Raw genomic sequence first — 20,367 nt, forward strand, 5'->3', positions numbered from 1 at the left:
GAGCGAATCGAAACGACGGTGTCGAGCCGAGATCAGAAAAAGGTTCTTCTTCCGAACAGTAAACATTTACTGACGCTCGATCGGGACAAACAGCGTCTATTTGATGAAATCCTTGTCTTCTTGAAGACCCATCCGGTAGATTCCTTGAAACCATCATCTGCTGTGCAGTAGGCTAGATAGGTAAGCTAGACGTGAAAGGGGAAGGGATCATGCGAATTTTAGTAGTAGGTGCAAGCGGAACGATTGGGCAGGCAGTCGTCGAACGGCTGAGTGAGCGACATGACATCATTCGTGCCGGACGAAGCGGAGCGGATGTGCAAGTCGACATCACATCAGAGGAAAGCATTCGGGCGATGTATGAAGCAGTCGGTTCTGTTGATGCTGTCATCAGTGCTACAGGTGGCGCTCATTTTGGTCCATTGACGAATTTAACACCGAAGCTCAATCAAATCGGAATCGACAGTAAACTAAAAGGTCAGGTCAATCTGGTCCTACTTGGTTTGGAGTCAGTACGAGACGGGGGAAGCTTTACGCTGACGACCGGCATCATGATGGACGATCCGATTCGCCAAGGCGCATCTGCTGCGCTGGCGAACGGTGGGGTCAAAGCGTTCGTTCATGCAGCAGCGATCGAGATGCCACGAGGCATTCGAATCAACAGTGTCAGTCCGAACGTACTGATTGAGTCGCTCGAGAAGTACGGACCCTTCTTCCGTGGTTTTGAAGCCGTTCCGGCGTCACGTGTCGCGACGGCGTTCGAAAAAAGTGTCGAAGGGGCACAGACGGGGCAAAACTACGAAGTTTATTAAATGAAAAAGCAGGTAGCGAAAAATCGCTACCTGCTTTTTTTTTACAGACCGGATAGGATATAACGTTCGATTCCGAAAAGTAATAGAGTGATCCCGAGACAAATGAGTAAGTTGCGTACGAACCAGCGACCTGTCATCGTCCGGTTCATGATCAGTTTCTCCAGTGTCAGATTGACGAGAAGCACACATAAGAAGATGACGCCAAACCAAATCATCCAGACACATCCTTTCTTTCTTCTTAACGAATCCAATAGCTAAAAAGTTTCGCGCCCGTCAGGAGCAGGAAATCATTCAGATGAGCGGGAAGGAAACAAGCAGTCGATTTTACAAGGAGGAACATGACGATGAAACAAGCGGTCCTAGTGATTGATTTTCAACAGGAACTCGTTGACGGAAACACCGAAGAACGTCCGGTATACTTAAAGGAACAAGTTGCGCACGTCATCGAAGCGGTCGTACTCGAAGCAGACGAACGGAACATCCCAGTCGTCTTTATTCGGGATCTAGATGTCGCTGGCGGAACAGGACCCGGTTTTGCAGTCCATGATTCGATTCCCGTTCCAGCGTCCAGTGTCACGTTTGATAAAGCAGCGACGAATGCGTTTCATGGTACCCCCTTGCTTGATTATCTACGCCAAGCATCGATTGAACATCTGATCGTCTTAGGCTGTAAGACGGAACACTGCATCGATACTGCGGTGCGCAGTGCGACAGTACATGGTTTTGATGTCACACTCGTTGCCGACGGGCATACGACGAACGGGTCCGATGTCCTGACGCCGGAGCAAATGATCGCCCACCACAATCAAGTCTTGCATGGTCATTATAACGTCGAACACTTTGCGATCGTTCGTCCGTCAACGGAAGATGTCTTCACCCCAATCCACAATGACTACCGGACATGAAGAGGAGAATAAGATGATTGAATTACGAAAAATGACAGCGTCCGATTACGATCGCTACGCAATGCTCGTTCAAGACGATCGTGTCATGCGTTACATCACGGAACAGGCATTAACAGACGCAGAAACGAAACAACGCTTTGAGCGAATCCTTGAACAACAGCAGCACGACCGACTCGGATCGTATCTGATTTATGCCGAAGAGACATGGATTGGAATCGGGCACATGACCCGGAGTCAAACGCAACCGTTCGAAGCAGAGCTCGGTTACATGCTACTACCCGATCAGTGGGGACGCGGATACGGCACAGCCATTGCAGAGCGTCTCTTACAGTTAGCGACAGAAGAAGAGCTACAGGTCGTCACGGCGACGATTGATCCAGCACATGAAGCGTCGCGCCGTATTTTGATCGGATTAGGTTTTGAATCGACCTATGTTGGACCGATTGACGGTCTACCAGGTGAAACGCTACAGAAAATAGTGGGAACGACGGAATGACGCGAGACGAATGGATTGAACATTTTCAACTCGACGTCGCAGCATGCGCGACTGTCGACGAATCGTATAGTTCTGAAGTCGATCGTCTCGTCCTAACGGATGGTCAGGTCGTCTTCTTGAAGCGCCCGTATACGGCTGAAAAGTGGTACCGGGAACGTGGCTGGATTCATGCACTAGAAGGGCTTGTACCCGTACCACACATCTTAGCTGAAGCAGCTCCCGGGCAGACGACCGGGGCGTTCGTGCTTGCTGCCTTAGCGGGACAGGCACCGATCACGATGAATAAAAAATTGGCGTACGAAATTGGTCGAACGCTCGCAATGCTGCATACGTGTACAGGAGAAGATTACGGCGAGTATACGGAAGATGGATTTTATGCCTATCCAGTTCAGGACTGGCGACGCTTCCGGAATGAAAAACTCGATGGATTCATGCCGTTCATCACGACCGAACTCGATCCCAGTTTTTTAGAGAACATCCAAACAGAGTTAGTCAGACGAGAACAGTCGTTACCGGAGCCTTCACGTCCCGTTGCCACACATTGTGACTTCCGCCTAGCAAATTTACTGACGGTAGGTGATCAAGTCACAGGGGTGATCGATTTCGAGACGACCCGCTACGGGGCCGTCGAGATGGACTTCACGAAGATTGTCCGTAATCTCAATACGTTCGGTTCCATTTACGTCACGGCATTTCAAGAAGGATACGCAACATTACACCCAGACGTGCCGATTGAGACGTATCTAGCATACTATCGTTTGTGGGAAGCACTCACGGCCGTCGGCTGGTGCATCAAACGTGGACTAGAAGAGCACCGGGTGTTCTTTGAGGAGAACATCATGCTCATCGAGCAGGAATTACAGATGACGAGCATATCGGACGGGTATTGATTCACCCATGTCTTGGAAGAAACCTCTATACTTAGAGAAATGAGGAATATGAGGGGGAAGCGAGATGACAGGGAAACGAATCGGAATCATCGGTGGTGGACTCGCCGGAATCTTTGCGGCACGTCAATTGCAGGCAGCAGGACATGCTGTTGAAATCATCGAAAAAAGCCAGAGCGTCGGGGGGCGAATGGCGACTCGTCGGATTGATGAAGGAACAGCGGATCATGGTGCCGTCTTCTTCACGGTTCGGACGGAAGAGTTAGGACGCGAAGTCGACGACTGGCTTGAGAAAGGGTGGGTTCGTAAATGGTTCGGAACGGATTTTCCACGCTATGTCGCGACGGACGGCATGAATCAACTCGTACAAGCGATTGGTCGAGGGATTCCCGTCCAGTTGAATGAACAGGTCACGCATATTACGGCAATGGAGGACGAACTCGTCACACAAGCGACGGATCATCAAGGTGCGTATGATGCGTTACTTGTGACGGCGCCTGTACCGCAAGCATATGAACTGTTGCAGGCTTCTGATCTGGCGCTCGGAGAGGACGATCATGAGCAGTTACGCCAAGTGACGTTCGAGCCGACATTCGTGGGTCTGTTTGAAATCAAAGAGCGACTGACGATCGGGGAAGTCGGCCTACAAGACGAACAACTCGTCGATGGGATGTTAAAACTCGTCAATAATGCCGAGAAACAGATTTCGAAGACGACACTCCTGAGCGTCTATATGACAGCTCGCTTCAGTGAAGACTGGTACGAGCGCCCAGAAGAAGAGACACTCGCGGAAGTCGAGCGTCTGTTACAACAGCAACTCGGACCAGTGACGATTATCTCCCGCCAGCTCAAGCGTTGGCGTTACGCTCAGGCACGCGCAGTTTACCGGACACCGCATTTGAAACTGTCGTCACATCCACTTTGGCTTGCTGGTGATGCGTTCCTTGAAGCCGATGATGCATCAGGGCGGACGCGCGTCGAGAGTGCTGTCATCTCCGGATTACGCGTCGCAGAGGCGATTGATACCCACTTACGTCAGACGGTGACAGCGACGGAATGAACGACAACATGCACTTCTTTTCTGAATCGAGAAGAAGCGCATTTTTTTTTGTTACTCACGATTATTCCCCCTGGAAGTGTTGCTCACTCCAAGCTGCCATTTGGTCAAGAATCGGTAAAAAACTATGTCCGGCATCCGTTAGAGAATATTCAACACGAGGGGGAACTTCGCCAAAGACGTGCCGTTGAATCAAACCATCTGCTTCGAGCTCACGTAGCTGACGTGTCAAAGTTCCCTTAGAGATACCTGTTAATTGTTGCAGTTCATGAAAACGATGTGTCCCGTGTGTCAGGTGCCACAGCAAGATGATCTTCCATTTGCCAGCGACCATCTGTTGGACCCGAGTGACTGGACAGGCAGTGCGTTGATTGGTCGTTGTATCGAATACAGCCACATTCATCCTCTCCCATTGGTTCGTTTTGAGGGACCTAGTTTCAGATAAGTGCCTACTTTTTTTAGTGTATCACCTAGCGTATCATGAAGAACAACATCAAACTTCAAAGGAGTGGTTTCATCATGAAATGGTTAATTACAGGAGCAACCGGAAAATTAGGCGCGCGGATCGTGCAACACCTCAGTGAACAAGTCGGCAACGAACATGTAGCAGTTAGTGTCCGCGACGTCGAAAAAGCAACAGAGCTTGCAGCACAAGGAATCGATGTCCGATACGGAGACTTTGATCAGCCCGAAACACTCGGACAAGCGTTTCAAGGAATCGATCGATTGTTGATCATTTCGACGGACGGTGAAGAGGCGACTCGGATCCGGCAACACCAAGCCGCTGTCACGGCAGCAAAAGAGGCAGGCGTCAAGCTGATCGGCTATACGAGCATCGCCAATGCGGCACACAGTACAAACGGACTTGCTCGAACGCATCGTGTCACAGAGGAAGCGATTCAAGCGACAGGTATCCCGTATGTCTTTTTCCGTAACAACTGGTATCTCGAAAATGAACTCGGAACGATTGACGCCGTCGCGCAAGGCGCAGACTGGTTAACGGCAGCAGGCGAAGGGAAAGTCGGATGGGCGTTACAAGATGAGTATGCGCTAGCAATTGCGACGGGACTGACGCTTGAGCATCCAAACCCCATCTATGAACTATCGGGTCCGTTGCATACACAAGCAGAACTCGCGACTGCAGTCGGAACAGTGCTTAACCGATCGGTCGCTTTAGATGAAGTGGATGAAGCGACATATGGTGAGCGGATGCAAGCAGCTGGCTTACCTGACTTCTTGATTCCAATGCTGACTGGTATCCAGGCAGATATCGCAGCAGGGACTCTGGCAGTAGAAAGTACTGATTTTGAAGCATTACTTGGTCGTCCCGTGACGACGCTGGAAGAGGGAGTCCGTCTCCTTTTGAAAAGATAAGTTCATCTGAACGTTTTCAGGATGAATGAGTAGGGTAAATCCCCTTTAGAAGCAATTAAAGGAGGAGCCCTACCATGAAACTGTCATCCTATCGTGTTAAGGAAGGCGAGCAAGTCTCGTTTTCGAATTACCCGACATCAGAAGAACATAAAATTTCGGAAGCAGAATTGCGAGAGAAACGGATTCCAAAAAGTGTTGAGACGTTACAAGAGTTACATTGGCGTTTGCATGCTGAAGAGAAAAATGGCGTCCTCGTCATCCTGCAAGCAATTGATGCAGCGGGGAAGGACGAGGCGATCAGCTATATCTTTTCTAACTTGAACGCACAAGGACTCCGAACGATTTCCGTCAAAAAACCGTCGGATACGGAGCAAAAACATGACTACCTATGGCGGATCCACGAAGGACTACCAGAAAAAGGGGAAGTCGGCATCTTAAATCGCTCCTATTATGAGGAAGTCATTGCCCCACGAATCCATGATTTGCTCGAGGAGGAAGAAAAGCCGGATGAGGGTGACGTGTGGCAGATGCGCTATCGTCAAATTAATGACTTTGAACGCTATCTCGTCGAGAATGGCTTCCGAGTCGTCAAGTTCTTGTTTCATGTCTCAAAAGAGGAGCAACGGCAACGGCTGTTGACTCGTCTGAAAGATCCAACGAAAAACTTCGAATTCTCGTTTAATGACATTGAGGAACGCAAGCACTGGGACGAATACCATGAGATTTTTGCTGAGCTCGTCTCAGCGACATCGACATCACATGCACCATGGTATATCTTACCGGCAGATGACGAATGGTATTCCCGCTATATCGTCACCGAAGTCATGAATGACGTCCTGAAGGAAATTGATCCGCAATATCCAAAGCTATCAGAAGAGGATCAGGAACAGCTGGATGAAGCGATTAAACGACTGGAAGAAGAAGCATAAACTATTTAAATACACCAAATGCGATTGTTCTCAGCAAGAGAACAATCGCTTTTTTAATACACTTAGAGTTGTATGAAATTCTATTTAATCATCATGATTTCTGAACTTCTGAACATCTCGGGACAAATGTCCTGTTCAAATCAGAAGGACTCTCGTTAAATGAGAGTATCATGGAAGAAGAGAGGAGTATGCATATGCGTGGTATCTTATTTGCGATTGCTGGTGGCTTTTTCTTAACGCTTCAAAGTGTCGCCAATGCCCGGATCAGTCAAACGATCGGGACGTGGCAAGCAGCGACGATCACTCAGATGACCGGGTTCATCGTTGCGATCCTCTTAGCGGTCGTCTTACGGGATCGTAGTTTTTCAGCGATGCGCCGTGTCAAACCGCTTTATCTAGCAGGAGGTGCCTTTGCGGCGATCATATTATTCAGCAACATGACGGCGGTCCACCGGATGGGTGTGACCTTGACGATTTCGCTCTTTTTATTAGCGCAATTAGCGCTGGCACTCTGGATTGACGGAAGAGGCTGGTTCGGCGTCATGAAACGCCGACTGCGGGGGCCGCAGATCATCGGCATCTTGATGATGGTTGCAGGCATCTTCATCTTAAAGAGCTAAGGAGGAGAAGAAGTGACGGACATTGTGAGCTATTTGGAACGGTATCAGTTAACGCATGTCTTTGATGTATCGCTACGCAAGGCGATGCACATCCAGACGTTCGCACCGGGTGAGGCTTTATGCCGACAAGGCGATGTTGCGCATGAACTGTACCTGCTCGTCGAAGGGAAATTGAAGATTACGCATATGTCGGCAACGGGGAAACGTCTCGTGTTGTCCTTCAAGCATCCGTTTGATCTCGTCGGCGATATTGAGTTCGTCCGAAAGATTGATTTGATGAACACGGTCGAGGCAGTGACACCAGTAACCGTCTTACGCATCGCCTATGCGGATTTGGAAGAGGCACGTGTACATCATTCTGCTTTTCTATTATTTTTACTCGAGACGATCACGAAAAAGTTTGAATTAAAATCGCATACGCTCAGCTTCAATCTGCTGTATCCGGTAGAAGTTCGGCTAGCCAGTTATTTGCTGTCGATGACACCTGATACGGATGCTTTTGCGAGTAAGGAACTGGTCGATGCGGCAGATTTGATCGGGACGAGCTACCGTCATGTCAACCGTGTCTTACGTCAGTTCGTCGACGATGGGTTGATTCGCAGAACGCAGCATACGATTGAGATCATTGATCGAGACGGATTGATGGAGCGCGTTGGAGAAAGCATTTACGAATGAAAGAGGTGCGACATGGTTACGGGAATCATCCTTGCTCTTTGTGGGGGCATGCTCGTTTGTATTCAAAATACGTTTAACGCAAAAGTCAAAGAACATGTCGGTGCTTGGGCGACGACGACGCTAGTCCTTGGACTCGGGTTCCTCGCTTCACTGACGATTGGTTTGATCGTCGAAGGGTCACAATTGTTTGCACTCGAACAGGCGCAAACTTGGTTTTGGTTCAGTGGGATCATCGGTGTCGGTGTCGTCCTCTGTGTGACGCAAGGAGTTCAACAACTCGGACCAAGTCGAGCGATTTCGATCGTCATGGTGTCGCAAATCTTATTTGCCTTGCTGTGGGACACGCTCGGCTGGTTTGGTTTACAGACCGTTCCGTTTACGTGGACGAAAGCACTTGGTGTCCTATTGATTGGTGGCGGCGTTCTGTTATTTCAACTGGGCGGGAAAACAACGACTGCACAACGCTTACGAAAAGGAGCTTGAATATGTTTTACACGACAGTATTATTCGATATTGACCATACACTACTTGATTTTGAATCGACGGAACGGATTGCCTTTCGCCATCTGCTCGAGCAACAAGATCTAACGTGGACGATTGAGCGAGAAGCGCGCTACAAGGAAATCAATCACGCGCTCTGGAGAGCACTCGAACGGGGTGAAGTGACACGTGAGGAAGTCATTCACTCGCGATTCGTGACGTTCTTTGCGGAAGAAGGACGAGAAGTCAACGGACGAGAAGTTGACGAAACGTATCGCGGATACCTCGCGCAAGGGACGGAATTGATTCCGGGTGCGACTGCCCTGTTAGAGCAACTAGAAGGGAACGTCGAGATGTACGTCGTCACGAACGGTATTTCGAAGACGCAACGCGCACGGCTCGAGGGGGCTGGATTAACGGACTTCTTTGAAGCGATTTTCGTTTCAGAAGAGACGGGTTTTCAAAAGCCGATGGCAGGATTTTTCGATCATGTGTTTGCGCGGATTCCACAATTCGACCTGGCGCGAACGATCATTATCGGAGATTCCTTGTCAGCTGATATTGCAGGTGGCAATCAAGCTGGTATCGCAACATGTTGGTTTAATCCAGAAGGAAAGCCGGCAACGGATATCAAGCCCACGTTTACGATTACCTCTTTAGCCGAACTACCTGCAGTGCTTGAAAACGCAGCAGTCCTTCAACAATGAATCAAATCAGTCGATAGGAAAGAGAAGGAAAGGGGGCGATCACCGTGCAACGATGTGATCAACAGACGCTGGAGGCAACTCCCGTCTAATTAAAAGGGGAAATGAACATGATTCAACTCGTACCGGTAACAGCAGAAAATTGGGAAGCTTGTTGTGAGCTGACGCTGACAGCAGAACAGCAGGACTTCATGGAAGCGAATGTCTATTCGATCGCGCAAGCGAAGTTCGAACCAAGCCTTGTCCTTCGGGCGATTATGATGGACGATACGGTTGTTGGTTTTGTGATGTACAACACGGAACTAGAAGAACTCGACGGTTACTGGATATACCGCATCATGATTGATCAGGCGCAGCAAGGGAACGGTATCGGGCGATTAGCGATGCAAGCCCTGATTGAAGAGATGCGAATGTTACCTGCAGCGAAACGAATCGTCGTCGGCTATCGACCGGATAATCAGGCGGCGCACAGTCTGTATGCGAGTCTCGGCTTCATCGACCACGGGGACCGATTCGGTCGGGAAATGGCAGTACGATTAAAAGTATAAAACTTGATGAACCGTCGATTAAACAGGAGACTCCTGACATGCTGTCGAACTAGAATCAGCATGTGAGCAACAAAGGAGTCTGATGAGATGAAAGTACGTCAAATGATAGCGGACGATTACGAAGAAGTCGTCCGTATTTACGAACAAGGAATAAAGACGGAGAACGCGACGTTTCGCACGGAAGCATTACCGTACGAAGAATGGACGAGGCATCACCATGAACACAGTCGTCTCGTTGCGATTGAAGGCGAGCAACTGCTCGGCTGGGTTGCGTTAAGTCCATTTTCTTCGATTCCAGCATACGCTGGTGTCGCTGAAATCAGTCTTTATATTGCAGAAGAAGTACGCGGTAAAGGTGTCGGCACTCGCTTGATGGAAGACGTCATTGCAACAAGTGAAGCAGCAGGCATCTGGACCCTGCAATCGCAAGTCTTTCCGGAAAATCATGCGAGTCTGCGCCTTCATGAACGTTTTAATTTTCGCGAAGTTGGTCGCCGGGAGCGAATTGGTCGGCTCGGAGGCAGATGGCGCGACACGGTATTGCTCGAGCGACGAAGCACATACCTTTAAAAGCAGGCAAGTGGACACAATGTTCCCTTGCCTTCTTTGTGTTGAAAGCAAGGGATAATGGGAAAAGACAGACAACAGAAGAAGGGGGAGGGATCACGATGGATGATTTTTTTGGTGAAGGACTTGAGACCAATCAGCAAAAACGGAAACGCAAACTGGAGGAAATCTTTGATCAGTCGTTTGAATCGGAGCGACGGGATTTCAATCAATCGCTGGAGCAGGACGTGACGGTTGCCTTGATCGGAGATGTCAATGCGGGAAAATCTTCGACCTTGAACGCGATTCTTGGTCGTGAAGTCGCAACGGTCGGAGCGCGCCCGGGTGAAACGGTCCGGATTGATCAAGTAAGGCAGCATCCGGAAGATAAAGTCATCTTCGTCGATACACCAGGATTGAATGATGCCAATACACAGAACTCGGAAGCGACGTGGACGTACTATCAAAGTGCCGATGTCATCCTTTATTTTTTAAATGCGGCAGGTACCGTCTTATCTGAGACGGAGACGAAAAACTTCCGTAAGATCTATCAACATAACCAAAATGTCTTGATCGTCGTTACGAAGATGGATGCGACGGATGATGTCGACACGATCGTTCAGCATATTGCAGAAAAACTACCAGGACCCAAAATCATTCCCGTATCAGCACGAGAAGGAACGAACATTGATCGGCTCCGTCGGGAGGTCCTCGACATCTTAAAAAAGTTCGACAAGGATAATGTGTTCGTTCGCCAGATGGATCCAACCGTTCGCGGGAAGATCGCCAACAACTGGATCGTCGGTGCCGGAACAGCCGCAGGTGCGATTGGTGCCGTCCCGTTCCCGGGAGCTGATATCATTCCATTGACTTCAATTCAAATCGGCTTGATGCTCAAGTTATCGAATCTGTACGAACGACAGTTATCCAAGGAGAGTGCGAAGGAGTTGCTTGTCGTGACGATCGTCGGAAACTCCGGAAAAACCGCCTTTCGGCAAATGGCGAAGCTCGTTCCGGGGTATGGTGCCGTCATTGCCGCGGGCGTTGCTTCGACCGCCACCCTTGCACTCGGATATGGAACAAAATATGTCTATGAGAATAAGCTCGAATTAACACCGGAACAACTGATGGGGTTCGTCAAACGATTCCGGAAGAAGGCAGAAGAGTCGTCAGAAGAGACAAACGAGTAATCTCCCTGTTATTCTATACAGCAATAAAGGGGGAGAACACATGACACGATTACTCGAAGAAATCAAACAGTATCAATCGGAATTCCGACAAAAGGCACCTGCTGAGAAACAACGGTTGATGGCGGAAGCGACAGCTGAGCTGGCTGCTTCTGGTATCGCTAAAGGTCTAGGTGTCGGTGATACGATTCCACACTTTACGTTACCCGATGTATCTGGCAAGTCTGTGGCGATCGAGACATTACTCGAGCAAGGTCCTGTCATCTTAACATTCTACAGGGGTGGCTGGTGTCCATACTGCAATCTCGAACTTCGCGCGTATGAACGGGAAATCGACCGAATTCGTGCTCAGGGAGCGACCGTCGTTGCGATCAGTCCAGAGACACCTGATTTTGCTGAACAGACAGCAAACAAGAATGCGTTAAGTTTCCCTGTCTTAAGTGACGTTGATTTACATGTATCCCGTCAATTTGATTTGGTGTTCGACTTGCCAGCTTATTTGATTGAGATTTACAAAGCATCGGGACTCGATGTGGCGAAGCACAATGGAAATGAGGATTGGCAGTTACCGAAACCGGCGACGTTTATCATTGATACGAATGGTGTGATTCGTTTCGTAGAAGTGCCGTCCGATTATACGAAACGCGTTGATCCAGAACACATCCTCCAAAACCTTGAACAGAATAAAAAGTATGAAGATTGACTTAAACGGTCTGGCTTCTCTCTACTTGTTGGGAGAAGTCAGACCGTTTGAAGTTTCCCTTTATTTTGTATCAAGAAGTACTCGTCTCAGCCATTCTTGAAATTTAAGATCAGTCTGTTGCCAATCCATTGCCCGTGCAAAATGATGAGCGGAGATGCGAATGGCTTCGTACTCCTCTGAATCTCGGAAGCAAGCTCGCATTTCGGCAGCGAGTGCACCAGGTGTTTTGTTTTTAGCCATGTAGCCTGTCATGCCGTACTGAACGGCGTCTCGGACACCAGGAGCATCGTATACGATGGATGGTGTTCCGACCGCCGCCGCTTCAATAATAGAAAAACCTACGCCTTCCCGTATGGAAGGGAAAAGGAGAGCGGTGGCACGACTCATCATGCGGCGCGTTTCTGTTTCAGTGACTGAATCGTAATATGTGATAGCATCCTTCACTTCTTTAGGAAGGGGAAGTGTAAGGTATTGCAAAAGATGAGAGCTGTTACGAATACCAATCAGCCAGAGGCGTGTCTCAGGAAACTCACGTTGGACCATGAGGAATGCCCCAATCGTATCTTGAAGTTCTTTTTCGTTCAGACGGTTGATATATAGAAAGGTTGGAACATGTTCTTTTAACTCCCATTCCTGTTCAGACCACGGGGAAAAGGAAAGTCCTGGCGGCAACATCGTGATATGACTGTTAGTAAAACCAGCACTTTGTAGTTCATCTACAACAGAGGGGCTGACAGTCAAGGCATGACTATCTTTATACCAGCTTAACCGTCGAGTCTCTGTCCATTCGCCAAGCTTTGAAAAAGGAAAAACAAGTGTCGTCGACCAACGCTCACGAATCAATTGATAAAGAAATAAAGTTCGTTTATGACGTGGAACATAAAGTGGTGTGAAGAAATGAAACCCATTCAAATGATCCAGAACTAAATCAATCGTTTTAGCATAAGACCAGTAATAATAAAGTGCATATGGAATAAGAGAAGCTGTCGTACCATAACGGAGGTAAGTGATACCATCTCGATACTCCGTCGGTGATCCGCCCTTGAATGAGACAGACAAATGGGTAACTCGGTAGGTAGTACTGACACGCCGCAACATTTCATGAATAAAAGTTTCAGCTTCTCCGGCTTGTGGATGTCGAGCATCACGCCAAGATAAAAAAAGTAGATGAGGTTTCATGTCGTACCTCCTTTGCGTAGAAAAAATTTGATCCGAAAGATCGGTTCTGCTACTAATCTTCTCTACAGTAGAAGGATATTCCTAGAAAATGCATCAAATCAATAGACTTCTGTTTCATCCATGATGTCCTGAAGCGTTACGTATAAAAGCTTTTGGGTAAAGAACAATAACGAAACGGGTAGGAGGAAAGCGCATGAAATGGAAGGGAAGAGAACGGAGTTCGAACGTCGAGGACCGGCGGGGAATGGGTGGGAAAGGAATCGCCGGTATCGGCGGTGGTGTCGGGATCATCCTGCTGATCGTCATCACTTTGATGGGTGGTAATCCAACTGAACTACTCGGAGACTTAACCGGTGGGGATCAGCAAAATACGACGTATGAGGAAACAGCGCAGGAAAAAGAAGCAGCGGACTTCGTCTCCGTCGTCTTGGCCGATACGGAACGAGTCTGGACGAAAGAATTTAAAGAAGATGGTAAGACCTATAAAAAACCGACACTCGTCTTATATACGGATCAAGTTAGTTCGGCTTGCGGACAAGCAGGGAAGTCCGTCGGTCCCTTTTACTGTCCCGGTGATCAGAAATTATACATTGATTTAAGCTTTTATGATGAACTGCAGACGAAATACGGAGCACCGGGCGATTTTGCGATGGCGTATGTCATTGCGCATGAAGTAGGGCATCATGTCCAGACGTTACTTGGAAAATCGGATGAGATCATGCCACTTCGAAAGCAAATGAGTGAGGAGAAGTTCAATAAATACCTCGTTCGATTCGAGCTACAGGCAGATTATTATGCCGGCGTATGGGCGCATCACGCGCAAGGAGAAAACTTGCTCGAAGAAGGCGATCTTGAAGAAGCGTTGACAGCAGCCAATGCTGTTGGGGACGATACGTTACAAGAGAAAGGACAAGGATATGTCGTACCGGAAAGTTTCACTCACGGCACATCGGCGCAACGAGAGCGTTGGTTCCAAAAAGGCTTTGATAACGGCACGATCGAAGGTGGAGACACATTCAAAGCGAAGAATCTATAAAACGAAGTAAAGACATACCTTTTGAAACATTTTCCAGTCGTTTCCGTAAAGAAGAGATAAGGATTCAAAGGGGAGTGTCGAAGTTGAAGCACATCAGTCTATTTTTGTTGCTGTATACGGCTGTCGTCGTATTGACGTACATCGTGTCACGATTTGCGCCAAACTTGTTGGTCTACATGGTCTATATTGCGATTGCGTCGTTACTCGTCATCACGGGCTATTTATTGAAACGGCTTGTACTGAAACGTTAAATACCAAAAAGGGGCTGACTCACATGTCGTCCTCTACAAAGATAAGGGTGGCAGAATGATGATCTGCCACCCTTATTTCGTAAAAAAAAGAATGACACGTCACACGTCACTCCTACAGGAAAAAGCGCATTATGCGCTGCCAGAGACAAATAAGACCCGCTTTCCTGCTTGAATGAAGCAGGAAAACTGGCTTGTGTCTCGCCTGAGGAAAGGACGTGAAAAGACGCGTCATTCTTTTTTGAGTCAGCCTCTTTCGCTATTTAAAAGCAATCTTATGAACGGAACATCGTCGGATCATCTGGAACGTTCTCCAGGTAAGTGATCCGTCCGTTTTCATTAAGACGTGCGATATCTTTTCCGTCTTGCGTGAAGACGCTACCGTCTGCCCGTTTTCCGCAAACTGCCCAGCGTGTTTCATACGTTCCTGGTGTTGTTTCTTCCCAGCCGGCGTACATGTGCTTAATATCCTGATTCGCCGTGAACACATGACGGACGAATTGTTTCCAGGCGTCGATGCCGTGCTTTGGTTGTCCGTTCAGAACGAACGTGATGTCTGTCGTAAACAAGGAAACGAGATCCTCGAACGCTTGTGCGTCCGTGCGTGACGCGTCGAATAAGTCGAAATAACGATTCAATACCATAGTAAAAACCTCTTTCTGTTCATTAAAGTGTCATCATCCGGTCTGTGATTAACGCATGCAACCGTTCTAAATGTTCCGGTGGACAGGAGGTATCGATTGCTTGACGGATCGAGCCGATTGATTCGCGCTTCAACGTCGATTGCCAAGCATCTTCTGCCTCTGTCATCAGATTCGAGAGCAGACCGATCTCCTGTTCCTGAATCCCCATCAAATCTTCAAAGACACCACTTGACGCGTACAATGTCTGTTTGCCCTCAATGGCTTGATAGACATCGAAGATTTGAATTTCTTCTGCCGGACGTCGCAAGCGAAAGCCCCCTTTGACACCAGGTACGGAATACAACAGATCCGCCTGAACGAGTTTTCGTAAGAGCTTTTGGAAATAGGTCGGTGAAGCACCGAGTTGCTGACTAATGAACTCACCGGACAAAACGGCGCGCTCCGGCAGGAAGGTTAAGAGCAACATCGCATAAACGGATTGCTCGACTCCTGTTTTCATTTGCATAGAAAGACTCCTTTCGTTAAACGTGGATAATGTATATCCATAATAGTTCGATGATGAAAAATTGTCGAATGATATGCTCTCACAAAACCGTCACACCTTTTCGACAGCATCTGCATGGCATCCCCGTTCCGGATTCGGTATACTAAATGTACGATATGTGAAAATATTCACTAAAAGTCGTTCACACTTTGTGAAAGGACGTTTGTATATGAATCCATTAAAAGGAATCGTCCAGATTCCACGTAGTATTCTCATTCAATTCATCATTGCGGCTTTCTTAATGGGGGTCGCGGTCGTCGGTCAGTCATACGGCATCGTGTTGACGGTCGATCGCATTTTCCTAAAAGAACAACCGTTTGAAGCTGTCATTCCGTTACTACTCACCGTTCTCGGTATGTTGTTGCTCCGAGTCGCCGTGACGTATTGGAACGGTCGTCTTGGTACGACGTTATCGGCACACATGAAGCAGGCGCTTCGGGAAGCACTCGTTGCGAAATATACGAGTCGCTCAGTCGAGATGATGCTACAAGGGCAAGCGGGACAGAAGGTCAGTGTCTTGCTCGATGCAGTAGACGAGATGGACAGCTACTATAGTCAATATTTGCCGAAAGTCGTCCAGACGACGATCGTTCCCTTGATGGTCTTGATTGCGGCATTCAGCTATGACTGGATCACGGGTCTTGTCATGATGATCACGGCGCCGTTCATTCCGTTGTTTTACATCATCATCGGCATCATGACGCAAAAGCGGGCCGATGCTCAACTCGAGAAGATGACGGCATTCTCAGGAACGTTCCTCGATACGTTACAAGGACTGACGACCTTGAAGTTATTCGGTCGCGCGAAACGACAGCGTGACGTCATCGAAAAAAGCAGTCTCGATTTCCGAGATGCGACATTAACGGTCTTGAAGCTCGCCTTCTTGTCGTCATTGATGCTTGAGTTCATCTCGATGCTCAGCATGGGAATGATTGCACTTGAAGTTAGTCTGCGTTTGATTCTGTTTCAAAGCATCACCTTTATCCCAGCGTTCTTGATGCTCGTGTTGGCACCAGAATACTATCTTGCCTTAAAAGAGATGGGGGCTGCTTTCCACACGGGACGCGGTAGTGTGGCAGCAGCGAAACAGATCGCAGCCGAATTGACGGCAGACGATCGTCCTGTTGCATTCGGTCAATCGGAACTCACGATGAATCGTCCACCACAAATCGTCTTGGATGAAGTCGGCTTTACGTACCAAGAAGGACGTTTTGCCTTGCAAGATATCGGGCTTACGATTGAGCCGTATCAAAAGGTAGCGTTAATCGGTCGCAGTGGGGCCGGTAAATCGACCGTCTTGCAGTTGATTGCCGGACTCGCGGATCCACAAGAAGGACGGATTCTACTCGACGGAACCGAGCGCGGTCAGGTGGAGGAAACAAGCTGGTTTCGTCAGTTGAGCTACATTTCTCAACATCCGTATCTGTATGCCGGAACACTGGCAGAAAACATCGCGATTGGTGAGCTTCGTCAAGCGACGCCGGAAGAGACTTTCGAAGCGGCGCAGGCGGCAGGGCTCGAGGAGTTGATTGCGACGTTGCCTGAAGGGATCGACACGGTGATCGGAGAAGGTGGACGCGGTCTATCGGGTGGCGAAAAACAGCGTGTTGCGTTAGCACGAGCGTTCTTGAAACGCCCGAACGTCGTCGTCTTTGATGAACCGACGACTGGACTTGATGTCAAAACGGAGCGACTGCTCCAACAAGCGATTGAGCAACTCGGACAATCGGCAACGGTCATCACTGTCGCGCACCGTTTGCATACGATTGAACGATCGGATCAAATCGTCGTTCTCGACGGCGGACGAATCGTCGATCGTGGCACCCATGATGAATTGCTTGGTCGCGATTCGGAATATGCGCGGATGCGTAGCGTCCAGAGAGGGGAGGAAACACGATGAAGGAATTATTAGGAGTCTTTCGGTTGATGGTGCATCAAAAACGCGATATCGCCTGGTCGATCTTCTTCGGTGTCCTCGCCGGTGTGACAGCGGTCGGTTTATTCGCAGCAAGTGGTTACCTGATTTCAAAGGCAGCCTTGTTGCCACCGATCCAGACACTCGCCGTCTTGATCGCCCTGCAAAAAGTGTCGAGTCTGACGCGCGCCGTCAGTCGGTATGCGGAACGTTACTATTCGCACCGGGCGACGTTTACGATTCTTAGTGACATCCGAACGTCATTTTACCGTCGTCTCGAGCCGCTTGCGCCAGGGATTTTTGGTAAGTACCGCAGTGGTGACTTACTTGCGCGGATCGTCGGGGATGTCGAGAGTCTACAAAATACGTTCTTACGTGTCCTCTATCCACCGATCGTGTTACTGCTCGTTTTCTTCTGTACGATTTTTTTCGTCAGTTTCTTCTCATGGACGATTGCCGGGATTCTGTTGCTTGGTTTAATTCTGACCGGTTTCTTGATTCCGGGATGGTTCGCGTATCGTGAACAACGCTTCGCCCGTTCAGTCCGTGTTCGACGTGGTGACTTGTCGACAGAAGTGACAGAGTTATTCCAAGGCTATCGTGATTTGAAGATTTACCAACAGCTCGATCAAAAGGAACAGGACTTGAATGCCGTCGCGAAACGGTATGTCGAGGAAGAGAAACGTAATGGTTTACACGCTGTCTCGAACCTGGCCTTAAATACGATGGTGACGTTGATCATCTCTTGGCTTGTCCTCGGTGTGGGTGCCTATCTCGTCGCAAGCGGACAACTCGAGGGAGTATTCCTCGCTTTACTCGTCATGACATCGCTGACCGTCTTTGAAAATGCGGCACCGATGGCGATCTTACCCGGCTTTTTTGAAGATAGCCGCCATGCTGCGAAACGACTCGATGAAGTCGTGACTGAGCAAGAGGAGCCGACGTACGCTCCGTTCGTCCTCGATCAGGCACCATCCTTTGAAACGAATGCGCTGACGTTTACGTTTCCTGATGCACCCCGTCCAGTCTTACGTGACGTCACTGTCTCGATTCCGGCTGGTAAGAAGACGGCGATCGTCGGAGCGAGTGGTTCCGGGAAATCAACGTTACTTCAATTGATGTTACGGATGTATCCGACGGACGGATTAACGATTGCTGGACAGGACAGTCAGACGGTTGATCCGGAAGGACTCTGGCAGCACGCGAATGTCGTCCTGCAACAAAATCACTACTTTTATGGAACACTTCGTGATAATCTACTTCTCGCAAACGAAGCAACGACGGACGAAGCGATGCGACAAGCACTCGATGATGTCGGATTAACGACATTCGAGTTGAGTGATCGTGTGTTTGAAAAAGGAGAGAACTTATCCGGAGGAGAAAAACAGCGGCTAGCGATTGCCCGCGTGCTCTTGCGAGAAGCATCGCTTTACTTGCTTGACGAACCGACGTCATCCGTTGATGCTTTGACGGAACAGATGATTCTCAAGCGACTGTTTGCGCGAGCAACGGATGCGACACTTGTCCTCGTCAGCCACCGCTTAGCAGGTCTTGAAGCGATGGATCAAATCATCGTCATGGATCAGGGTCACGTCATCGAAGTCGGAACGTATGCCGAATTGATGACACGACAAGGGGCGTTTTATGAGTTAAAACAAGTCGAGCAGTCGGTGTTTGCTCCGATTGGATAAAAAGTATGAAAGGCAATGAATCAAGTAAGGTTCATTGCCTTTTTTATTTAGCTTGGAAGAACTGAAAAGACATGACAGTCCACCTCTGAAATGGTAAAGTCTAGAAAAAACGTGGAGGGGTTTCATGGATATCAAACAATCATCCATCGTCGTCGATCAGACGACCGTTTCATATGATCATTTTCAAATGGGATCCAAACAGGTCTGCTTCTTGATTTCGGGAGCATCGTACGTATACGACCATCCATACTTTTACTACAGTCGAATGGCATTACTCGCGCGAGGCATCGATGTCATCTGCATTCACTATGTGACAGAAGATCTATTTTCAATGTCAGACGCTGAATCAAATGCCTGCATGACGCGCCGGGTTGACGCTGTCGTCTCGGAAGTGCTGGCAAAGCATCCATACGAAAACGTTCAGTTTATCGCAAAATCGTTAGGCACGATTCCGCTTGCCGCGTTACTTGCTAAGCCGAGTCTACAGACAGCGCGCTTCGTTTTCTTAACACCCGTCCTAAATGAAGTGGTTGAACAAATCGCCACATCGACGCAAGCTGGACTGATCGTCATTGGCACGGCCGATAAGTTTTATGATGAGGCAGCACTTGAAACGTGTCGGACATCACAATTAATGATCGATGTTATCGAAGGAGCGAATCATTCACTAGACCAAGGATTTGAGGTCGATTCGTCACTTGCAGTTCTCGGACATGTCATTCGTCAGATCGAAGCCAGTCTATTCGAACCGCTACATCAGTAAAAAATCCGTCCAGCAGAGAGGCTGCTGGACGGATTTTTTAGTATGGACGAAGTAAGGCGCGAACGGGACTACCATCGCCGTCGACGAGCGGGAGCGGGACGGCATTCAAGTGGTAATCACCAGGCGTGATCGCATCGAGGACGAGTCCTTCGAGGATATAGATTCCATGCTGTGCCAGTGCGTGATGGGCTGCCATTTCCTTGCTATCAATCGCATCGACGCTTGGTAAGTCAAGACCAATCAGCGAAATCCCGAGTTCTCCGAGACGTTCAGCAAGACTTGGTGTCAACACAGGAATCGTCTCTGGGAAAGTCGATTTGTCGATCCAACCATCCGTTTTGATGATCAAGCGCTGGACGTCATTTAGCTCAAAGCCATCTAAATCAGCGGCTGTGATTTCTGTACGCCCTGGTAAGTAAATGACACG

The 20,367-nt window shown here is 48.7% G+C and carries 25 protein-coding genes and 1 pseudogene; 20 read left to right on the top strand and 6 right to left on the bottom strand.

The features are described from left to right. Positions 1-209 precede the first annotated feature (209 nt). Entirely contained in the window at positions 210-809 is a 600-nt protein-coding gene (locus B2751_RS14990; RefSeq protein WP_290775513.1) for a short chain dehydrogenase, read from the top strand. A gap of 41 nt (positions 810-850) precedes the next feature. Here the strand turns inward: B2751_RS14990 and B2751_RS14995 are convergent, their stop codons facing one another. Further along, positions 851-1,024, bottom strand: a complete 174-nt coding sequence (locus tag B2751_RS14995) for a hypothetical protein (RefSeq protein ID WP_155960197.1) — start codon at positions 1,022-1,024, stop codon at positions 851-853. 129 nt (positions 1,025-1,153) lie between these two features. Between B2751_RS14995 and B2751_RS15000 the strand changes: the two genes are divergently transcribed. The 4 genes from B2751_RS15000 (at position 1,154) to B2751_RS15015 (ending at position 4,157) form a co-directional block, all read left to right on the top strand. Continuing rightward, complete coding sequence (locus B2751_RS15000; protein ID WP_290775515.1) at positions 1,154-1,714, top strand: isochorismatase family protein; 561 nt, start codon at positions 1,154-1,156, stop codon at positions 1,712-1,714. A 13-nt stretch (positions 1,715-1,727) separates the two neighbouring features. Further along, positions 1,728-2,210, top strand: coding sequence for a GNAT family N-acetyltransferase (locus tag B2751_RS15005; RefSeq protein ID WP_214856328.1), 483 nt, complete (start codon positions 1,728-1,730; stop codon positions 2,208-2,210). Continuing rightward, positions 2,207-3,100 (top strand): phosphotransferase family protein, encoded by an 894-nt coding sequence (locus B2751_RS15010; protein ID WP_290775518.1) that lies wholly within the window; start codon positions 2,207-2,209, stop codon positions 3,098-3,100. The genes B2751_RS15005 and B2751_RS15010 overlap by 4 nt, the downstream gene beginning before the upstream one ends. A gap of 64 nt (positions 3,101-3,164) precedes the next feature. Further along, entirely contained in the window at positions 3,165-4,157 is a 993-nt protein-coding gene (locus tag B2751_RS15015) for an NAD(P)/FAD-dependent oxidoreductase (RefSeq protein ID WP_290748493.1), read from the top strand. A 61-nt stretch (positions 4,158-4,218) separates the two neighbouring features. Here the strand turns inward: B2751_RS15015 and B2751_RS15020 are convergent, their stop codons facing one another. After that, entirely contained in the window at positions 4,219-4,551 is a 333-nt protein-coding gene (locus tag B2751_RS15020) for a winged helix-turn-helix transcriptional regulator (RefSeq protein ID WP_375092162.1), read from the bottom strand. Between the two features lie 122 nt (positions 4,552-4,673). Between B2751_RS15020 and B2751_RS15025 the strand changes: the two genes are divergently transcribed. From B2751_RS15025 to B2751_RS15070, 10 genes are all read left to right on the top strand, one after another. Beyond that, the gene (locus tag B2751_RS15025; protein ID WP_035411591.1) at positions 4,674-5,528 is read left to right on the top strand and encodes an SDR family oxidoreductase; all 855 of its coding nucleotides are present in this window, start codon (positions 4,674-4,676) and stop codon (positions 5,526-5,528) included. 74 nt (positions 5,529-5,602) lie between these two features. Beyond that, the gene (locus B2751_RS15030; RefSeq protein WP_290748483.1) at positions 5,603-6,457 is read left to right on the top strand and encodes a PPK2 family polyphosphate kinase; all 855 of its coding nucleotides are present in this window, start codon (positions 5,603-5,605) and stop codon (positions 6,455-6,457) included. Positions 6,458-6,651: 194 nt separating this feature from the next. Then, entirely contained in the window at positions 6,652-7,077 is a 426-nt protein-coding gene (locus B2751_RS15035) for a DMT family transporter (RefSeq protein ID WP_035411585.1), read from the top strand. Positions 7,078-7,089: 12 nt separating this feature from the next. Next, a complete protein-coding gene (locus tag B2751_RS15040) occupies positions 7,090-7,752 on the top strand; it encodes a Crp/Fnr family transcriptional regulator (protein ID WP_056064548.1) in 663 nt (220 codons plus the stop codon). A 12-nt stretch (positions 7,753-7,764) separates the two neighbouring features. Then, entirely contained in the window at positions 7,765-8,235 is a 471-nt protein-coding gene (locus tag B2751_RS15045) for a DMT family transporter (protein ID WP_290748479.1), read from the top strand. Between the two features lie 2 nt (positions 8,236-8,237). Then, positions 8,238-8,939 carry a YjjG family noncanonical pyrimidine nucleotidase gene (locus B2751_RS15050; RefSeq protein ID WP_290775521.1) on the top strand — a complete coding sequence of 234 codons (702 nt, stop codon included), beginning with the start codon at positions 8,238-8,240 and terminating at the stop codon, positions 8,937-8,939. 107 nt (positions 8,940-9,046) lie between these two features. Then, on the top strand, positions 9,047-9,484 hold the full coding sequence (locus B2751_RS15055) for a GNAT family N-acetyltransferase (RefSeq protein ID WP_396210751.1): 438 nt from the start codon (positions 9,047-9,049) through the stop codon (positions 9,482-9,484). Positions 9,485-9,571: 87 nt separating this feature from the next. Next, positions 9,572-10,054, top strand: coding sequence for a GNAT family N-acetyltransferase (locus tag B2751_RS15060; protein ID WP_035411571.1), 483 nt, complete (start codon positions 9,572-9,574; stop codon positions 10,052-10,054). A gap of 98 nt (positions 10,055-10,152) precedes the next feature. Beyond that, on the top strand, positions 10,153-11,220 hold the full coding sequence (locus B2751_RS15065) for a YcjF family protein (RefSeq protein ID WP_035399298.1): 1,068 nt from the start codon (positions 10,153-10,155) through the stop codon (positions 11,218-11,220). A gap of 40 nt (positions 11,221-11,260) precedes the next feature. After that, complete coding sequence (locus tag B2751_RS15070; protein WP_290748466.1) at positions 11,261-11,920, top strand: peroxiredoxin-like family protein; 660 nt, start codon at positions 11,261-11,263, stop codon at positions 11,918-11,920. 60 nt (positions 11,921-11,980) lie between these two features. Here the strand turns inward: B2751_RS15070 and B2751_RS15075 are convergent, their stop codons facing one another. After that, entirely contained in the window at positions 11,981-13,099 is a 1,119-nt protein-coding gene (locus B2751_RS15075; protein ID WP_290748463.1) for a glycosyltransferase family 4 protein, read from the bottom strand. A 193-nt stretch (positions 13,100-13,292) separates the two neighbouring features. Between B2751_RS15075 and ypfJ the strand changes: the two genes are divergently transcribed. Together ypfJ and B2751_RS15085 are read left to right on the top strand one after the other, a co-directional pair. Continuing rightward, a complete protein-coding gene (gene ypfJ, locus B2751_RS15080; protein WP_056064528.1) occupies positions 13,293-14,135 on the top strand; it encodes a KPN_02809 family neutral zinc metallopeptidase in 843 nt (280 codons plus the stop codon). Between the two features lie 83 nt (positions 14,136-14,218). Beyond that, on the top strand, positions 14,219-14,386 hold the full coding sequence (locus tag B2751_RS15085) for a hypothetical protein (protein ID WP_155960196.1): 168 nt from the start codon (positions 14,219-14,221) through the stop codon (positions 14,384-14,386). A gap of 272 nt (positions 14,387-14,658) precedes the next feature. Here the strand turns inward: B2751_RS15085 and B2751_RS15090 are convergent, their stop codons facing one another. Both B2751_RS15090 and B2751_RS15095 read right to left on the bottom strand, forming a co-directional pair. Then, on the bottom strand, positions 14,659-15,027 hold the full coding sequence (locus B2751_RS15090; protein WP_035411560.1) for a nuclear transport factor 2 family protein: 369 nt from the start codon (positions 15,025-15,027) through the stop codon (positions 14,659-14,661). Between the two features lie 22 nt (positions 15,028-15,049). After that, entirely contained in the window at positions 15,050-15,532 is a 483-nt protein-coding gene (locus B2751_RS15095) for an Rrf2 family transcriptional regulator (RefSeq protein WP_035411554.1), read from the bottom strand. 208 nt (positions 15,533-15,740) lie between these two features. Between B2751_RS15095 and cydD the strand changes: the two genes are divergently transcribed. From cydD to B2751_RS15110, 3 genes are all read left to right on the top strand, one after another. Beyond that, on the top strand, positions 15,741-17,471 hold the full coding sequence (gene cydD, locus B2751_RS15100) for a thiol reductant ABC exporter subunit CydD (protein WP_290748453.1): 1,731 nt from the start codon (positions 15,741-15,743) through the stop codon (positions 17,469-17,471). Then, positions 17,468-19,177, top strand: a complete 1,710-nt coding sequence (cydC, locus tag B2751_RS15105; RefSeq protein WP_290748450.1) for a thiol reductant ABC exporter subunit CydC — start codon at positions 17,468-17,470, stop codon at positions 19,175-19,177. Before cydD ends, cydC begins: the two co-directional genes overlap by 4 nt. Before the next feature lie 124 nt (positions 19,178-19,301). Further along, positions 19,302-19,940 (top strand): cyclase, encoded by a 639-nt coding sequence (locus B2751_RS15110; RefSeq protein ID WP_290748447.1) that lies wholly within the window; start codon positions 19,302-19,304, stop codon positions 19,938-19,940. Between the two features lie 37 nt (positions 19,941-19,977). On the opposite strand, the pseudogene B2751_RS15115 reads toward B2751_RS15110, so the two are convergent. Beyond that, positions 19,978-20,367, bottom strand: a pseudogene (locus tag B2751_RS15115) (arylformamidase); the annotation flags it as partial.

The sequence above is a fragment of the Exiguobacterium sp. UBA6282 genome (genome assembly GCF_002440475.1).
GTDB lineage: Bacteria > Bacillota > Bacilli > Exiguobacteriales > Exiguobacteriaceae > Exiguobacterium_A.

Excerpts from the sequence above, each read along its gene's own strand:
- B2751_RS14990 (WP_290775513.1), top strand. The coding sequence starts at position 210 with ATGCGAATTTTAGTAGTAGGTGCAAGCGGAACGATTGGGCAGGCAGTC.
- B2751_RS14995 (WP_155960197.1), bottom strand. The coding sequence starts at position 1,024 with ATGATTTGGTTTGGCGTCATCTTCTTATGTGTGCTTCTCGTCAATCTG.
- B2751_RS15000 (WP_290775515.1), top strand. The coding sequence starts at position 1,154 with ATGAAACAAGCGGTCCTAGTGATTGATTTTCAACAGGAACTCGTTGAC.
- B2751_RS15005 (WP_214856328.1), top strand. The coding sequence starts at position 1,728 with ATGATTGAATTACGAAAAATGACAGCGTCCGATTACGATCGCTACGCA.
- B2751_RS15010 (WP_290775518.1), top strand. The coding sequence starts at position 2,207 with ATGACGCGAGACGAATGGATTGAACATTTTCAACTCGACGTCGCAGCA.
- B2751_RS15015 (WP_290748493.1), top strand. The coding sequence starts at position 3,165 with ATGACAGGGAAACGAATCGGAATCATCGGTGGTGGACTCGCCGGAATC.
- B2751_RS15025 (WP_035411591.1), top strand. The coding sequence starts at position 4,674 with ATGAAATGGTTAATTACAGGAGCAACCGGAAAATTAGGCGCGCGGATC.
- B2751_RS15030 (WP_290748483.1), top strand. The coding sequence starts at position 5,603 with ATGAAACTGTCATCCTATCGTGTTAAGGAAGGCGAGCAAGTCTCGTTT.
- B2751_RS15035 (WP_035411585.1), top strand. The coding sequence starts at position 6,652 with ATGCGTGGTATCTTATTTGCGATTGCTGGTGGCTTTTTCTTAACGCTT.
- B2751_RS15045 (WP_290748479.1), top strand. The coding sequence starts at position 7,765 with ATGGTTACGGGAATCATCCTTGCTCTTTGTGGGGGCATGCTCGTTTGT.
- B2751_RS15050 (WP_290775521.1), top strand. The coding sequence starts at position 8,238 with ATGTTTTACACGACAGTATTATTCGATATTGACCATACACTACTTGAT.
- B2751_RS15055 (WP_396210751.1), top strand. The coding sequence starts at position 9,047 with ATGATTCAACTCGTACCGGTAACAGCAGAAAATTGGGAAGCTTGTTGT.
- B2751_RS15060 (WP_035411571.1), top strand. The coding sequence starts at position 9,572 with ATGAAAGTACGTCAAATGATAGCGGACGATTACGAAGAAGTCGTCCGT.
- B2751_RS15065 (WP_035399298.1), top strand. The coding sequence starts at position 10,153 with ATGGATGATTTTTTTGGTGAAGGACTTGAGACCAATCAGCAAAAACGG.
- B2751_RS15070 (WP_290748466.1), top strand. The coding sequence starts at position 11,261 with ATGACACGATTACTCGAAGAAATCAAACAGTATCAATCGGAATTCCGA.
- B2751_RS15075 (WP_290748463.1), bottom strand. The coding sequence starts at position 13,099 with ATGAAACCTCATCTACTTTTTTTATCTTGGCGTGATGCTCGACATCCA.
- ypfJ (WP_056064528.1), top strand. The coding sequence starts at position 13,293 with ATGAAATGGAAGGGAAGAGAACGGAGTTCGAACGTCGAGGACCGGCGG.
- B2751_RS15090 (WP_035411560.1), bottom strand. The coding sequence starts at position 15,027 with ATGGTATTGAATCGTTATTTCGACTTATTCGACGCGTCACGCACGGAC.
- B2751_RS15095 (WP_035411554.1), bottom strand. The coding sequence starts at position 15,532 with ATGCAAATGAAAACAGGAGTCGAGCAATCCGTTTATGCGATGTTGCTC.
- cydD (WP_290748453.1), top strand. The coding sequence starts at position 15,741 with ATGAATCCATTAAAAGGAATCGTCCAGATTCCACGTAGTATTCTCATT.
- cydC (WP_290748450.1), top strand. The coding sequence starts at position 17,468 with ATGAAGGAATTATTAGGAGTCTTTCGGTTGATGGTGCATCAAAAACGC.
- B2751_RS15110 (WP_290748447.1), top strand. The coding sequence starts at position 19,302 with ATGGATATCAAACAATCATCCATCGTCGTCGATCAGACGACCGTTTCA.